General features: G+C 67.0%; 16 protein-coding genes. 8 read left to right on the forward strand and 8 right to left on the reverse strand.

What is annotated here, in order from left to right:
• Position 1: 1 nt before the first annotated feature.
• From mimD to ACLJRM_RS05660, 4 genes are all read right to left on the reverse strand, one after another.
• On the reverse strand, positions 2 to 373 hold the full coding sequence (mimD, locus tag ACLJRM_RS05645; RefSeq protein WP_101607005.1) for a propane 2-monooxygenase effector subunit MimD: 372 nt from the start codon (positions 371 to 373) through the stop codon (positions 2 to 4).
• Positions 370 to 1,539, reverse strand: a complete 1,170-nt coding sequence (locus ACLJRM_RS05650) for a toluene hydroxylase (protein ID WP_410662479.1) — start codon at positions 1,537 to 1,539, stop codon at positions 370 to 372. The genes mimD and ACLJRM_RS05650 overlap by 4 nt, the downstream gene beginning before the upstream one ends.
• On the reverse strand, positions 1,536 to 2,576 hold the full coding sequence (locus ACLJRM_RS05655) for an FAD-binding oxidoreductase (protein WP_410662480.1): 1,041 nt from the start codon (positions 2,574 to 2,576) through the stop codon (positions 1,536 to 1,538). The genes ACLJRM_RS05650 and ACLJRM_RS05655 overlap by 4 nt, the downstream gene beginning before the upstream one ends.
• A 69-nt stretch (positions 2,577 to 2,645) precedes the next feature.
• On the reverse strand, positions 2,646 to 4,295 hold the full coding sequence (locus tag ACLJRM_RS05660) for a methane monooxygenase (protein ID WP_410598169.1): 1,650 nt from the start codon (positions 4,293 to 4,295) through the stop codon (positions 2,646 to 2,648).
• A 344-nt stretch (positions 4,296 to 4,639) separates the two neighbouring features.
• Here ACLJRM_RS05660 and ACLJRM_RS05665 point away from each other — a divergent pair, with 344 nt between their 5' ends.
• Positions 4,640 to 6,433 (forward strand): sigma-54-dependent Fis family transcriptional regulator, encoded by a 1,794-nt coding sequence (locus tag ACLJRM_RS05665; RefSeq protein WP_410662840.1) that lies wholly within the window; start codon positions 4,640 to 4,642, stop codon positions 6,431 to 6,433.
• 20 nt (positions 6,434 to 6,453) lie between these two features.
• Here the strand turns inward: ACLJRM_RS05665 and ACLJRM_RS05670 are convergent, their stop codons facing one another.
• Both ACLJRM_RS05670 and ACLJRM_RS05675 read right to left on the reverse strand, forming a co-directional pair.
• Positions 6,454 to 6,645 carry a hypothetical protein gene (locus ACLJRM_RS05670; RefSeq protein ID WP_410662481.1) on the reverse strand — a complete coding sequence of 64 codons (192 nt, stop codon included), beginning with the start codon at positions 6,643 to 6,645 and terminating at the stop codon, positions 6,454 to 6,456.
• 118 nt (positions 6,646 to 6,763) lie between these two features.
• Positions 6,764 to 7,726, reverse strand: coding sequence for a TIGR03557 family F420-dependent LLM class oxidoreductase (locus ACLJRM_RS05675; RefSeq protein WP_410662482.1), 963 nt, complete (start codon positions 7,724 to 7,726; stop codon positions 6,764 to 6,766).
• A gap of 110 nt (positions 7,727 to 7,836) precedes the next feature.
• On the opposite strand from ACLJRM_RS05675, the gene ACLJRM_RS05680 reads away from it, so the two are divergent.
• The 3 genes from ACLJRM_RS05680 (at position 7,837) to ACLJRM_RS05690 (ending at position 9,471) form a co-directional block, all read left to right on the forward strand.
• Positions 7,837 to 8,169: a plasmid stabilization protein gene (locus ACLJRM_RS05680; RefSeq protein WP_101606998.1), complete on the forward strand. Its 333-nt coding sequence runs from the start codon at positions 7,837 to 7,839 to the stop codon at positions 8,167 to 8,169.
• 64 nt (positions 8,170 to 8,233) lie between these two features.
• Positions 8,234 to 8,686, forward strand: coding sequence for an anti-sigma factor (locus ACLJRM_RS05685; RefSeq protein ID WP_101606997.1), 453 nt, complete (start codon positions 8,234 to 8,236; stop codon positions 8,684 to 8,686).
• Positions 8,683 to 9,471, forward strand: coding sequence for a SigB/SigF/SigG family RNA polymerase sigma factor (locus ACLJRM_RS05690; protein WP_101606996.1), 789 nt, complete (start codon positions 8,683 to 8,685; stop codon positions 9,469 to 9,471). The genes ACLJRM_RS05685 and ACLJRM_RS05690 overlap by 4 nt, the downstream gene beginning before the upstream one ends.
• A gap of 532 nt (positions 9,472 to 10,003) precedes the next feature.
• Here the strand turns inward: ACLJRM_RS05690 and ACLJRM_RS05695 are convergent.
• Both ACLJRM_RS05695 and ACLJRM_RS05700 read right to left on the reverse strand, forming a co-directional pair.
• Positions 10,004 to 10,468, reverse strand: a complete 465-nt coding sequence (locus tag ACLJRM_RS05695; protein ID WP_101606995.1) for a hypothetical protein — start codon at positions 10,466 to 10,468, stop codon at positions 10,004 to 10,006.
• A gap of 97 nt (positions 10,469 to 10,565) precedes the next feature.
• Positions 10,566 to 11,027, reverse strand: a complete 462-nt coding sequence (locus ACLJRM_RS05700; RefSeq protein ID WP_101606994.1) for an SRPBCC family protein — start codon at positions 11,025 to 11,027, stop codon at positions 10,566 to 10,568.
• A 135-nt stretch (positions 11,028 to 11,162) separates the two neighbouring features.
• Between ACLJRM_RS05700 and ACLJRM_RS05705 the strand changes: the two genes are divergently transcribed.
• Genes ACLJRM_RS05705 through ACLJRM_RS05720 form a run of 4 tightly spaced genes read left to right on the forward strand, consistent with a single transcriptional unit; the run spans position 11,163 to position 13,418 of the window.
• Positions 11,163 to 11,561 carry a phage holin family protein gene (locus ACLJRM_RS05705; protein ID WP_410598163.1) on the forward strand — a complete coding sequence of 133 codons (399 nt, stop codon included), beginning with the start codon at positions 11,163 to 11,165 and terminating at the stop codon, positions 11,559 to 11,561.
• Positions 11,558 to 11,863, forward strand: coding sequence for a DUF3618 domain-containing protein (locus ACLJRM_RS05710; RefSeq protein ID WP_101606992.1), 306 nt, complete (start codon positions 11,558 to 11,560; stop codon positions 11,861 to 11,863). Before ACLJRM_RS05705 ends, ACLJRM_RS05710 begins: the two co-directional genes overlap by 4 nt.
• Complete coding sequence (locus ACLJRM_RS05715; RefSeq protein ID WP_101606991.1) at positions 11,860 to 12,126, forward strand: DUF4235 domain-containing protein; 267 nt, start codon at positions 11,860 to 11,862, stop codon at positions 12,124 to 12,126. The genes ACLJRM_RS05710 and ACLJRM_RS05715 overlap by 4 nt, the downstream gene beginning before the upstream one ends.
• 2 nt (positions 12,127 to 12,128) lie before the next feature.
• Positions 12,129 to 13,418 (forward strand): NAD(P)/FAD-dependent oxidoreductase, encoded by a 1,290-nt coding sequence (locus ACLJRM_RS05720; RefSeq protein WP_410662483.1) that lies wholly within the window; start codon positions 12,129 to 12,131, stop codon positions 13,416 to 13,418.

Below are 13,418 nucleotides of genomic sequence, written 5' to 3' on the forward strand. Positions count from 1 at the left end.
GTCAGCGGATGGGCTTGAGGTCGAAGTCGAGGTACTCGGCCGCGTCCTCGGGGTTGGCGAACATGATCGTGCGGTCGTCGAGATGCACCATCCGGCCGTAGTGGGTGGACATGCTCTCTTCGAACTCCGCCGCGGTGAACCACCCTTCCTCCTCGCCGGCGGCTTCGTCGACGTCGGCGTACACGAGGTCCGTCCGGCCGGTGGCGTCGACGCGGATCATCGAGGGCAACGGCGTGATGGTCACGTTGTCCGCCTGGCCCATGACCTCCGCGATGATCGCGCCGACCTGGTTGTTCATCAGGGTGAAACCGCACCTGTTGGACGCGGTGTTGTTGGCCTTGAACGGGCTTTCCGACGTCTTGAACGAGGTCACTGGCCCAGCTCCTTCGGTGCTTTGAGACCCAGATCGGACAGGATGCCGCCGAACCGGCTCTTCGCCCGGTCGAGGCCGTCCTCGAACCGGGTCGGTTTGGCGTCGGGCTGCGACCACAACGGCTGCAGCGTGCGGGCCGCGGCGATGCACCGGGGAACCCAGTCCTCCAGCCAGCCCTGGAGGATGCCCTTGTTGTGCTCGGCGTACTGGCGATCGTTGACGAGCAGGTCGAACATCGCCTTGGTGTAGCGGAGATCCCGCTCGGAGTAGTCGAATTCCCCGGCGCCGACGAGGGTCGGGGTGACGAAGTCGCCGTTGGCGGGCGCGGCCTGCTGCACCAGGTTGCTGCGGAACAGTTCACCGACGAGCGGCTCGAAGACCACGTTCGCGGCGAAGATGGCCTCGCACCAGTCCCAGATCCCGGTGAGCTGCTCGGCCGTCTCGCGGACACCCTGCCACGCCGGATCGGAGTTCCACGTCTCCAGATGCGCGGTCCCGTCGAAGCCCTCGATCTCCTCGGTGAGCGTGAAGTTGTACAGGGCGAGGTCCTGCGCGGCGCGGATACGGTGCATGCTGTTCACCGAGATCGCGTTGTTGTGCATGTTGGTCGGCGCGCGGCGGTTGGCGTTGGCGAACAGGTACAGCCCGAGGCCGTGGTCGACGTGCATCCACGCGCCGACGTGCTTGGCCACGAAGTCGACCCAGTTGGGGTTCCACTGCTCGAAGGCCTTCGCCTGCCGCGCGGCGTCGACGTTCTGGTTCAGCTGGCGGACGACGTTCGCGTTGTAGCGGTAGAGGGTCAGTTCCCATTCCTCGTTGGGATCGCGGAATTCGTGCCAGCCGTGCGCGGGCCAGTCGTAACCCTTGCCGCCCGAGCCGGGACCGCGTTCCGGTTCCGGCCGGTCCGAACCCCACGCCTTCAAGGCCGTCCACTCGAGCGGGTAGCCGCCCTTGCCGTCGGCGAAGGCGTACAGCCAGCCTTGCGAGAGATAGTGCCGCGGGTCCGGCTGGACTTCGACGGTCACGTCCTCGTAGTGACTCTGCTTGCGTTTGGCCGAGTTGTAGTAGTTGAAGCGGCGCGCGTCCGAGTCCGGGAACACCTTGGCTCCGGCTTCGGCATCGGTGAAGACCGGCTTCGGCACACTGCGTTCTTCGGTGGCTGTCATGGGTTCGTTTCCTCACCGGTAGTGGTGAACTTGTCGTAGAACACGCGTTTCTCCGCGACTCCGAGGGAAGGCAACAGCTCCAGGGCCGCCTCCACCATCGGCGGTGGCCCGCAGACGTAGGCGTCGGCGCCGGAGAGATCGTGTCCGGCACGCTTGAGCACCTCGGTGACGAACCCGGTCTCGCCGTCCCAGCCCTCGTCCCCGGCTTCGGAAAGTGCGGGCAGGTAACGGAAGTTCTCCAGAGTTCCGGCGAGTGCCCCGAGCTCGTCCTCGAAGCAGAGGTCGTGCCGCCGTCGGGCGCCGTAGTAGAAGGTGGCCTTGCGGTCGATCCCGCGTTCGGCCATCGACCGCAGCAACGCCAGGATCGGCGCCATCCCGGCGCCGCCGCCGACGAACACCACCTCGGCGCCGGGCGCGTCCCGCAGCGTGAAGACCCCGAACGGTCCGGTGACCTCCAGTCGGTCGCCCGCATTGACTTTGCTGTCGAGGAATTCCGAGAACAGCCCACCGGGGTAGATCTTGACCACGAACTCCAGCAACCCGTCCCGCGCGGAGGTGTTGGCCATCGAGAACGACCGTGTTTCGTCCGTGCCGGGGATCTTGAAGTCCAGGTACTGGCCGGGAAAGAACTTCAGCGTCTCCGGTTCGACGAGCCGCACGACCAGATGCCGCAGGTCGCGGGTGACGTTCTCGTTCGAGACCACCTCCACGACCGCGTCGGTGATGGGCAGCCCTGCCTGGATCATTTCCTCGTCATAGTTGAGGAGTTCGATCGTGAGGTCCTCGTAGGCGTGCGCGCGGCACAGCAGCGTGAAGCCCTCCTCCTTTTCGTAGTCGGGCAGCGCGAACGTGGAGTACCGGTCGTGTTCGACGTCGTCGCCGTCGAGGATGAAGGACTTGCAGGACGCGCACTGCCCTTCCTTGCAGCCGTGCATGAGCATGACGCCCTGCTCGGCGGCGGCGCGCAGGATCGTCTGATCCTCGCTGACGTCGATCTCGATGCCGACGGGCTCGAACCGCACGCGGTGTTTGTCCATGGCTCCTCGTCCGGCGGAGAGGGTGGGAGGGCGTTGTGTCGCGGAGGGGTCCGCCCTCCCACTTGGTCTCTAGGCGCGCGGCGCCGGGCGGCCTGCCGGGCCCTGGCGGTTGTAGTCGGCCTGGAACGCGGCCCGCTGCTCGTCGGTCATCTGGTTCAGCAGCACGTTCGGCGACTGCACCTCGGGCATCCGGCGGAGGTGGTCGAGCGTCCACATCTTCTTCGGGTCGAGGTCCAGATGCGGCTGGGCGACCATGGTCTTGCCGTCGTCACGCACGAAACCCATGTCGGAGACGACGTCGGCCCAGTTCCAGCCGTGGTACAGCGTTTCCCATTCGCGGGCGCCGACGAGCTTGCCCATGTTCGGCGTGTTGCGGCCCTGGTAGATGGGCTGGAAAGCGTCGGCGTCGGTCCAGCGGCAGGTCTCCGAGCAGTAGGTGCGCCACTGCCCCTCGACCTTGTCGGTGACCATGTCCTCGCGGATGAGGCACGGGACCATGCAGGTCCAGCACCGGTGCGGGTACACGTAGTCGACGTCCTCGGCGACGATCGGGTGGTGCCCGTTCGGGGTGGCGAGGCGGTTGTAGTTCTCCCACCACTTGCCGTACTTGTCGTACCAGCCCGGATACTTGTACTCGAACCACTCGAAGTCCTTGTCCGTCATCGGGTCGATCCGCCAGTAGTTGGCGAGCCAGCCGGTGGCGAAGAACTGGGCGACCTCGTGCACGTAGCCCTTGTTCCAGATCCGGTTCCACGCCTCTTCGATGAGGTCGTGCGGGATGACGAGACCGTACTTCTCCAACGGGACGAGGTAGCTGCGGTAGTAGTCGTCGTAGATCCAGCGGCGCCACATCTCCGCGTAGCTTTCGCGGTCCTTGCGGCGGTCCTTGGTGCCGTATTCGATGAACGTGCCGATGGCCGCGTCGACGACGGCGTGGTTGTTCCACCACGCGTACCTCAGGTCGCGTTCGAGCAGCTGGTGGTTGCTCTCGTCGGACAGCGCCATCAGCAGGGTCGCGTATCCGTTGCTGATGTGGCGGGATTCGTCGGATTGCACCGAGTGGAACACCGTCGGCAGCAGATAGTCACCGTTGGCGGCGGCTTCGGCGGGCATCGCGACGAACAGCGTGTTCGTGAACGCGGTCTCCGCCACGATGGTGAGGTAGACACTCGCCGCGGTGATGGCGTCCCCGGTGATGAACCCCTCGGCGAACTGACGGCCGATCGTGCCGCAGTAGTCGTTCTGGAAATTGCGCAGACTCGAGTTGAAGCCCGCCGGGTCGATGTAGTTCTGCATGTACAGGCGTTTGAGGTTCTGCTGGATCGTCGAATGCCGGACCTCGTCGATCATCTGGATCGCCTGGCCGTTGTGCAGTTCCGGGTTCGGCACCGTGCGGAACAGCAGCGGCATCGCCCGCGCGGCGGAGATCTCGGGCAGCGGGATGATGCTCAGGAACAACTTCTGCCATTCCAGCCAGCGTTCCTGGACCTGGCGGAACATGTTGCCGCGGATCGCGCCGTCCTCGGCGCCGTACACGCGGTGGTCCTTCTCCTCCTGCATCGGGAAATAGGACCGCAACACCTGCTTGAGCGGGTCCTTCTTCTTGGCCTTGCGGAAGGTGTAGTCGGTCCCGTAATGCGACACCGGTGTGTGGTACGCCGGTTCCCACGACAGTTCCTGGATCTTCTGGTGGGCTTTCGCCACACTCTGGCGGCTCATGGATCACTCCTTCTCCGTGGCACCCTCCGACGGCTCCCGCTCACCATTAGAGGGCTGCTCGCGACGCTCGCGGGTCTCAATGTGAGACACCCGCCTGGCGCTCGCGCGGAGTTCGGCCACGACGAGCTGAAGGGGACTTTCCCCGCGTCCCACGCGGCGAAGGGCGCTTTCCCCGCATGCCATGCGGGGAAAGTCCCCTTCAGCTCGTCCCTTTCACCCACGCTCGCGGACAGGTAGTCGTCTCAATTTGAGACACCACCCCAGGCCGCCCGCCTCTACTCTGGGTGGAGCGGCACGAGGGTGTGCCCGCACCCACGCGGGCCGCGGGACTCGCGGGAGGTCACGTGGACGGCATGGTCGTCGCCGACGAACGACTCGCACGGACGAGGGTCCGGTTCCTCACCGAGGAACCGATCGAATCAGGCTGCGTACGGCAGCCGATCCTGGCGTCGTGGCGCCGGTCGCGGGACCTCCGGGTGCAGGCGGACCGGATCGACCCGCGGTATCTCGGCGACCAGAACCTCGACATCCCGCTGATCCGCGGCGCCGAACCGGTGCTGGCCAAACTCGGCGAACAGTTCGACGGGCAGCCGATCAGCCTCATCCTCACCGACCCGAACGGGGTCGTCCTCACCCAGAGCACCGGCGACAACGAACTGCGACGCCATCTCGAAAAGGTCGAACTGGTCCCCGGGTTCAGCTACGGGGAGCAGTCCGTCGGCACCAACGGCATCGGCACGGCGCTCGAGGACGGCCGCGCCACGCAGGTGTTCGGGCACGAGCACTACGCCGAGCACCTGGAGAACCTGGCCTGCGCCGGCGTCCCGATCCTCCATCCCCTCTCCGGCAAGAAGATCGGTGCCGTCGACCTCACCTGCTGGTACAAGGACGCGGGCGGGCTGCTGCTGGCGCTGGCCCGCTCGACGGCCGAGCAGATCCGCCAGGCGATGCTGCGGCACAGCGACCTGCACGAAATGATGCTGTTCCAGGCGTATCTGCAGACCTGCCGCCGCTGGACCGGGATCGTGCTGGCGTTCAACGAGGACATCGTGATGATGAACGACCGGGCGCGGCAGTTGCTCGACCCGTCCGACCAGTCGGTGTTGCTCGGCTTCGCCGCCGAAGCGCTGGAGTCGGGCGGCAGGACGACCGCGGAACTCGCGCTGTCGAGTGGTCAGCGGGTCCGCGTGTTCTGCCGTCGTGTCCCCGGACGGCGGGACGGCGACGTCGCGGGCGGGGTGCTGTCGGTCAAGCTTCTCGAAACCGGCGAGACCACCGCCGGGACCGTTCCGCTGCTGCCGATGTACCTCCCCGGCGTCGTCGGCTCCGCGCCGCTGTGGCTGCGGTGCGGACACGAGCTGGAAACCGGGTTCGGCCGCAAGGAATGGGTCGTCCTCGAAGGTGGCCCAGGAACGGGAAAGCACGCTCTGGCCAAAGGGATGCACATGCGGCGCAGCCCGGCGGCACGACTGTGCACAGTGGACGCATCGGGGGCGGTGGACGCGGCGTGGGCCGACGACTTGCGCCACGAACTCCGTACCCATCCCCCGGCCACCCTCGTCGTCCGGCACGCGCACCGCCTTTCGGCCGCCGCCGCGGAGCCGTTCGTCCGCTTGCTGCGGGACCTGCGGGACGAGGGCGGGCCGTGGGTGGTGCTGACCCTCGCCCCCGGTACCGAAACCGTGCCCGAGCTGGCGGAACCGCTGAAGTTCTTCCCGCGCACCGTCCAGGTCCCGCCCCTGCGTCACCATGCCGAGGACCTCACCGAGCTCATCCCCTTGTTCCTGAGCAAACTCGGCTACGGCGGGCGGCTCACCTGCTCGGCCGCCGCGCTGCACCTGCTCATGCGGGCCGAGTGGCCGGGGAACGCGGGTGAGCTCTACCAGGTGCTGCGGAAGGTTGCGCAACGCCGCCGTTCGGGGACCATCGTGCCCGGCGACCTTCCCGCCGAGTTCCACGCCGTGACGCGACGCCCGCTCAACCGGTTCGAGGTGATCGAACGCGACGCGATCGTGCGGGGTCTCGAAGACGCCGACGGCAACAAGATGCGCGCGGCCCAGCTTCTCGGCATCTCCCGGGCGACGATCTACCGGAAAATCCACGAGTACGGCATCGTCGCGCCTGCGCGGACCTCCTGAGCAGCCGCCGCCCCGCTGAATCAGGCCACTTCGAAGGTGCGGCCGCCGTCGTGCAGGCCGAGCATGTCCAGCAGGGTCGCGCAGTCATCGGCGCTCGTCGCCCGAGACGCCACGGTGAGGGCCGCCTTGCGGCGCATCTCCTCCTGCTGTGGCGAGTCCAGGCCGTCCGACAGCAGGTCGGGTACCGGGTGCAGTCCGAGTTCGTTTCTCATCAATTCCCCCTTGGATGAAGGCCGACGTGTCACTTTGGTACCCACGATCGCGGGCTTGAACACAGGTGTCCCCGTTCGGGTGCGCAGAGACACGGCCGCCTTACTCCGTCCGTGTGAATCAGCCTCGCAACGCCGGGAGCAGCGTCTCTTCGGCGAAGCGCAGGAAGCCTTCCTGCTGGTCGCCGCCGATCTGGATCAGGGCGAGATCGGTGAACCCGGCCGCCTCGAACTCGCCTGCCTGCTTCACGATCCGATCCACGTCCGGCCCGCACGGGATGGCCGCGGCGACGTCCTCCGGTTTGACGAACCGGGTGGCCCCGGCGAACCCGGCGGGCCCCGGCAGTTCGGCGTTGACCTTCCAGCCACCGGCGAACCACCGGAACTGCTCGTGCGCCCGCTGGATCGCCGCGTCGCGGTCTTCGCCCCAGGACACCGGCAGCTGGGCGATCTTCCTGGTCGGCGGGCCGGGTTTGACGGCGTCCCACTCCCGGCCCAGCGACTCGTTCGCCTCCACCGCGATCATCGCGTCGGCGATCGGCGCGAACCGGGTGACCGACTGAGACCCGGACACCGCGACGGCGATCGGGACACGCTGCTCCGGGAGGTCCCAGAGCTTCGCCGAGTCCACCCGGAAGTGGTCGCCCGCGTAGTTGAAGTACCCGCCGTCGAACAGCCCGCCGATGATCTGGATCGCTTCGGCGAGCATCTCGTGGCGGACGTTCGCCGGTGGCCAGCCGCGTCCGACGACATGTTCGTTGAGGTTCTCCCCCGCTCCGAGCCCGAGGGTGAATCGGCCGTCCGAGAGCTCCTGGACGGTCGCCGCCTTCTGCGCCACCACCGCCGGGTGGTAGCGCATGGTCGGGCACGTCACGAAGGTCATCAGTTCGATCCGTTCGGTACTCTGGGTGACCGCGCCCAGCACACTCCACGCGTACGGCGAATGGCCCTGCTCGTCCAGCCAAGGCGAGTAATGGTCGCTCATCACCTCGAAGTCGAATCCCGCCCGCTCGGCCGCGGCGGCGTACCCCACCAGGTCCTTCGGCCCGGTCTGCTCGGTCATGAGCGTGTAGCCGATGCGCATCGGAGCCTCCTTCGCGTCTGACCTCCGCGTACCCGCCCGCTACGGCGGTCAACCGGAGGTTTATTCAGCGAAACGATCGGGGTACCTGAGCTGAGGAGAAGGGAGCAGTCATGCCTCAGCGGAGTTGGAGCGACAAACGCGAACGACAGTACGAACACATCAAGGACTCGGCGAAGGACCGTGGAGCGAGCACGGACCGCGCGGAGGAGATCGCCGCACGCACGGTGAACAAGAACCGCGCGCAATCGGGCGAGTCGCGCGAGGCGAGTAAGACCTCCACCCAGGACATGTCCCCGCAGAGGCGAGGCGGCCTGCGGTCCGGCAATCGGCTGGGCCCGAACGGCCCCACCAAGGACCAGCTCTACAACGAAGCGAAGAAGCGCGATATCGAGGGCAGGTCGAAGATGTCCAAAAAGGAGCTTCAGCGCGCCCTTGGCCGTTGATCGCCTGTCCCGCGGCGGGTCCCCACCGCGGTTGCCCCACGGCCATGGACGGATAGGTCACGTAATGGATTCACACGCACGGGGCAGCCTCACCCCTGAAACCCGCCATGAAGAGGACGGATTTCTCGATCGAGTGGAACTCCGTCTCCCCGCCGAGGCGGAACAGATCCCCCTCGTCCGCACGCTCACCCACGGAGTGGTGGCACGTGCGGACTTCGGCTTGGACGCCATTTCAGACGCGAAGATGGCCGTCGACGAAGCCTGTTCCCAGCTGGTCCAGCCCGCAGAACTGGGAGCGACCCTGTGTTGCGTCTTTCACGAGATCCCGGAAGGGATAGCCGTTTCGATCTCCACTCGGACGGCCAAAGCCCATCTCCCGAGCGAAACGACGTTCGGATGGCACGTGCTGACGACCCTGACCCGGTCGGTGGCGGCTCGCTGCGAGCCGATTCCCGGCGAAACGGGGAGCACGACGACGATCGACCTCGTCCTGACACCGGGAACGAGCGACGGGTGAACGCCGAGCGCAGGTCGACCGCCCGCCAGGCGGATGACTACGCCCATTGCGAACCCCTCTTCGAAGAGCTGTCCGCCCTCCCGGAGGACTCCCCTCGCCGCCAAGAGGTGCGAGCCCGCCTGGTCACCGAACTGCTCCCGCTCGCCGAGCACATCGCCACCCGGTTCTCCGGCCGGGGCGAACCCCGCGAGGATCTGGTGCAGGTGGCACGGATCGGCCTGATCAACGCGGTCGACCGCTTCGATCCCGAACGGGGCCACGACTTCCTCTCCTTCGCCGTCCCCACGGTGATGGGCGAGGTCCGGCGGCACTTCCGGGACACCGGCTGGTCGGTCCGGGTACCGAGGCGGCTCAAGGAACTCCACGTTTCGCTCAGCCAGGGCACGGCCGCGCTGTCCCAGCGACTCGGCCGCGCGCCGACACCGACCGAACTCGCCGAATACCTCGGGCTCGAGGTCAACGAAGTGCGTGAAGGCCTGCTCGCCGGCCAGGCGTACCAGACGTTGTCGGTCGACAAGCCGGTTCACGACGACGCCACCGAGGCTCTTTCACTCGCCGACACGATCGGCGAGGAGGACCACGAGATGGCCTTGGTGGAGAACCACGAGGCGCTGCAACCGCTGCTGCGGGAACTCCCGAAGCGCGAACGCGCGATCCTCGTGATGCGGTTCTTCGGCGGCTACACCCAGACGCAGATCGCGGAACGGATCGGCATTTCGCAGATGCACGTCTCGCGGCTTCTTTCGCAGACGCTGGAACAGTTGCGAGGGAAGCTCTCGGAGTAGAGCGGCATGTCCGTGAAGGCCTCCTTACTTACCCTGAGGGTAGTTAAGGAGGCCTTCACGGACTTCGTCATGCCCAGCGGGAGTGTCGCGAAAGCCACTTTCGCGACGTCTGATGTCCCGAAAGTGGCTTTCGCGACACCCGAGGCGGCTGGTGTTGCCGCACGGTTGCCCGGATCGGCGACTCCTCAGTCGTGAGTGGCGATTCGGGTTAGGGCTAAGGGTGTCTTGGTTACCTACCGGCCTCTGGCCGCGGACGTTCACGAGTCCGGGCCGTGAAGGGCCCCTTGCCTCGGCTCAGCCGAAGAAACTCGACCCTCACGCCTGTCCCAAGTACGTGATGGCCCCCTTCCTTGCGCTAGACGCAAGGAAGGGGGCCATCACGTACTTCAAGCGGCCACCGCGCTGGCAACCCGAATCGCCACTCACGAAGGCCGACCACCCGGTAACCGCCCCCGCCTCACGCGTGTGAAGGCCCCCTTTCCCTCGGCTGGACCGAGAGAAAGGGGGCCTTCACACACAAAAGGGCCGAGCGCTACGGCGTCGTGTACGGCGCCTGCTGCTCGATCGAAGGGCTCGCGGTCGGGTACCGGCCTCCCTGCCCGGGCACCGGCGTCACCGTGGTGCCCTGCTGCTCGGGTTCGACGCGCTGCCTGGGGCGGTTGATGACCGCTTCGGCCTCCTGCTCGCCGCGGATCCGCGAAAGCACGCTGAGCGTGATCGCGTGGGCGATGGCCAGGACCAGCAACAGGACACCCAGCCTGCCGACCACACCCGGAAGGTCGCTGCCCCCGATGTCGATCGTCGACAGCAGTGCCAGGACGCCCAGCGTCGCGAGGTGGAACAGCACCGTGACCAGCCAGGTCATGGACGCCCCGGCCGCCGGATCGCCGTAGGAACCTCGCAGGTAGCGCTTACCGCTCTGGTAGATGATCAGGCCGTCGAGCATGACCAGCGCCACCCCGATGACGAGGAAGGCTACGTATGCGTTGGTAGTCATGCCGGGACGCTCCCTTCGTTGTGGACCTCACCCGTGAAATACCCGGGATCTCCCCCTGGAAAACGCCGTTTTCCAGGGGGAGATCGCCGGGTGGGGGTCAGCTGCCGGGACGGTCCACGTCACCGCGCCACGCGCCGGACTCATGACCGCGGCTCTCGATGAACTCCTTGAACCGCTTCATGTCGCCCTTGACCCGGCGGTCGAGGATGCCGAGCTTGTCGGCGACGTTCTCGGCGAAGCCCTCCGGATCGATCTCCATCTGCGCCGTGACACGCGTCTTGTTGTCGTCCAGGCGATGGAAGGTGATGACGCCCGCGTGGTCGGGACCGGAGTCCGACGTCCACGCGACGCGCTCGTCGGGATGCTGTTCGGTGATGGTCGCGTCGAATTCCCGGCTCACACCACCGAACTTGGTCACCCAGTGGGTGTGGGTCGCGTCGACCTGGCGGATCTCCTCGACACCTTCCATGAACTGCGGGAAGGACTCGAACTGGGTCCACTGGTTGTACGCGGTCTTGACCGGTACGTCGACGTCGACCATTTCGGTGATCGTGCTCATGCATCCTCCTGATTGTTGGGTGCTTTCGAGCCGGCACTCCTCGGCTACCCGGCACCCCGAGGGCCGAAACGCGACGTGATTGATCGCCCTTACTCCCGGGTACCCGGCGGGCAGAACGCCCCGAGGAGGTGCTCCATGATCGAAAAGACCGAAGACCGGTCGGTCGGCGAATTGCTCTCCGACCTGAGTGACGAGGTCAAACGTCTCGTCCGCGACGAGATGCGGCTCGCCGTCGTCGAATTGCAGGGCAAGGGAAAGCGGATGGGACTCGGCGCCGGGTTGTTCGGCGTCGCCGGCCTGTTCGCGCTGTTCGGCCTGGCCACCCTCATCGCCGCGGTGGTACTGGCGCTCGCCCTGGTGATGCCCGCCTGGCTGGCCGCCGTGGTGACCGGCGCGGCACTGCTGCTGATCGGCGGACTTTCGGCCATCGTCGGCAAGAAGGAGATCGCGAGCGCGACACCGCCGGTGCCGGAAGAGGCCATCGAAGGCGTCCGCAAGGATGTCGACACCGTCAAGCAGGGAGTGCGCTCATGACCGATTTTCCCAAGAACGCGGAAGAAGCCCGCGCCGATCGCGATGTGACGCGTGAGGAGCTCACCGAAACCCTCGACGCCTTGGGTCAGAAACTCGACGTCAAAACCCGGGTCAACGACAACCTCGACGCCAAAGTCGACCAGGCCAGCGCCAAGATCTCCGAAAAGGTCTCCGAGCCCGCGGCGGACAAGTTCCGTCAGGGCACCGAAGTCGTCCGCGCCAACCCCCTGCCGATCTTCGTCGGTGTTTTCGCACTGCTCGTGACGATCCGGCTGATCATGCGAAAGAGGTCTTCGTCGTGAACAAGGTCCTATACAAGCCACTGAACATGGTCGTGAGCGCCGCGGGCGGTGTGCTCGCCGGGATCGCGTTCAAGCAGATCTGGAAACGCGTGAGCGGCGAGGAAGACGCGCCGAACGCCACGGACCGGGACTTCACCTGGACCCAGGTGCTCGTCGCGGCCGCTGCGCAGGGCGCGATCTTCGGGGCGGTGAAGGCGGCCACCGAACGGGCGGGCGCGATCGGCTACCGCAAGGCGACCGGCGACTGGCCCACCGAGGACTGACGATGCGCGTAGTCATCATCGGAGGCGGGTTCGCCGGTTACAACGCCGCCAAAACCCTGCTCAAGTCGGCCGGCGACGACACCGAGATCGTCGTGCTGAACCCGACCGACTACTTCCTCTACCTTCCCCTGCTGCCCGAAGTCGCAGCCGGGATCCTCGAACCGCGGCGGATCTCGGTCTCCATCCCCGGCACCCTGCGGGGCGTGCGCCTCGTGCTCGGCACCGCGACCTCGGTCGATTTCGACGGCCGCAGCGTGCGTTACACCGACCCCGAGGACCGCGAGCACGAAATCGGCTACGACCGCCTCGTCCTCGCCGCGGGCAGCGTCAACAAGTTGTTGCCGATCCCCGGCGTGCCCGAGTACGCCCATGGCTTCCGCGGTCTTGCCGAGGCGCTCTACCTGCGGGATCACGTCACCCGGCAGATAGAGCTCGCGGCCTCCGCCGAAGATCCGGCCGAACGCGACGCGCGCTGCACGTTCGTCGTGGTCGGCGCCGGCTACACCGGAACCGAAGTCGCCGCCCAGGGGCCGGCGTTCACCGCCGCGCTCGCCGCCCGGCATCCCGAACTGGACGGCCAGAAGATCCGCTGGCTGCTGCTGGACGTGGCCGGACGTGTCCTGCCGGAACTCGACCGCAGGCTCGGCGCCACCGCGGACGAGGTGTTGCGGGCGCGCGGCGTCGAGGTGCTGATGAAGACGTCGGTCGACAACGCCGACGCGAAGGGCGTCACGCTCACCTCCGGCGAATCCGTGCCGACCCGCACCCTCGTCTGGTGCGTCGGGGTCCGGCCGGATCCGCTGGTCGAGGACCTGGGACTGGAGACGGCCAAGGGCAGGCTCGTCGTCACCACGCAACTCAACGTCCCCGGACGACGCGACGTCTACGCGTGCGGCGACGCGGCCGCCGTCCCGGATCTGACCAGGCCGGGCGAATACACGCCGATGACGGCCCAGCACGCCGAGCGGCAGGGCAGGCTCGCCGGGCGGAACGTCGCCGCGTCACTGGGACACGGCTCGCACGGCACCTACCGGCACCACGATCTCGGCTTCGTCGTCGACCTCGGCGGTCATCAGGCCGCGGCGAATCCCTTGCACATCCCCCTTTCCGGGCTCGCCGCCAAGGCGGTCACGCGGGGGTACCACCTGCTGGCCATGCCGGGAAACCGGCTGCGCACCGCCACCGACTGGGCACTGGAGGCGGTGACGAAACGACAGACTGTCCAATTAGGACTCGTCAGGTCGGCGGCGGTACCGCTCGACACCGGCTCCCCGGAACCGCCCCGCCACTGA

The organism is Amycolatopsis sp. lyj-84 (genome assembly GCF_046549075.1).
In the GTDB taxonomy this organism is placed as follows: domain Bacteria; phylum Actinomycetota; class Actinomycetes; order Mycobacteriales; family Pseudonocardiaceae; genus Amycolatopsis.

Excerpts from the sequence above, each read along its gene's own strand:
- ACLJRM_RS05650 (WP_410662479.1), bottom strand. The coding sequence starts at position 1,539 with ATGACAGCCACCGAAGAACGCAGTGTGCCGAAGCCGGTCTTCACCGAT.
- ACLJRM_RS05670 (WP_410662481.1), bottom strand. The coding sequence starts at position 6,645 with ATGAGAAACGAACTCGGACTGCACCCGGTACCCGACCTGCTGTCGGAC.
- ACLJRM_RS05720 (WP_410662483.1), top strand. The coding sequence starts at position 12,129 with ATGCGCGTAGTCATCATCGGAGGCGGGTTCGCCGGTTACAACGCCGCC.
- ACLJRM_RS05705 (WP_410598163.1), top strand. The coding sequence starts at position 11,163 with ATGATCGAAAAGACCGAAGACCGGTCGGTCGGCGAATTGCTCTCCGAC.
- ACLJRM_RS05700 (WP_101606994.1), bottom strand. The coding sequence starts at position 11,027 with ATGAGCACGATCACCGAAATGGTCGACGTCGACGTACCGGTCAAGACC.
- ACLJRM_RS05655 (WP_410662480.1), bottom strand. The coding sequence starts at position 2,576 with ATGGACAAACACCGCGTGCGGTTCGAGCCCGTCGGCATCGAGATCGAC.
- ACLJRM_RS05675 (WP_410662482.1), bottom strand. The coding sequence starts at position 7,726 with ATGCGCATCGGCTACACGCTCATGACCGAGCAGACCGGGCCGAAGGAC.
- ACLJRM_RS05685 (WP_101606997.1), top strand. The coding sequence starts at position 8,234 with ATGGATTCACACGCACGGGGCAGCCTCACCCCTGAAACCCGCCATGAA.
- ACLJRM_RS05680 (WP_101606998.1), top strand. The coding sequence starts at position 7,837 with ATGCCTCAGCGGAGTTGGAGCGACAAACGCGAACGACAGTACGAACAC.
- ACLJRM_RS05660 (WP_410598169.1), bottom strand. The coding sequence starts at position 4,295 with ATGAGCCGCCAGAGTGTGGCGAAAGCCCACCAGAAGATCCAGGAACTG.
- ACLJRM_RS05710 (WP_101606992.1), top strand. The coding sequence starts at position 11,558 with ATGACCGATTTTCCCAAGAACGCGGAAGAAGCCCGCGCCGATCGCGAT.
- ACLJRM_RS05695 (WP_101606995.1), bottom strand. The coding sequence starts at position 10,468 with ATGACTACCAACGCATACGTAGCCTTCCTCGTCATCGGGGTGGCGCTG.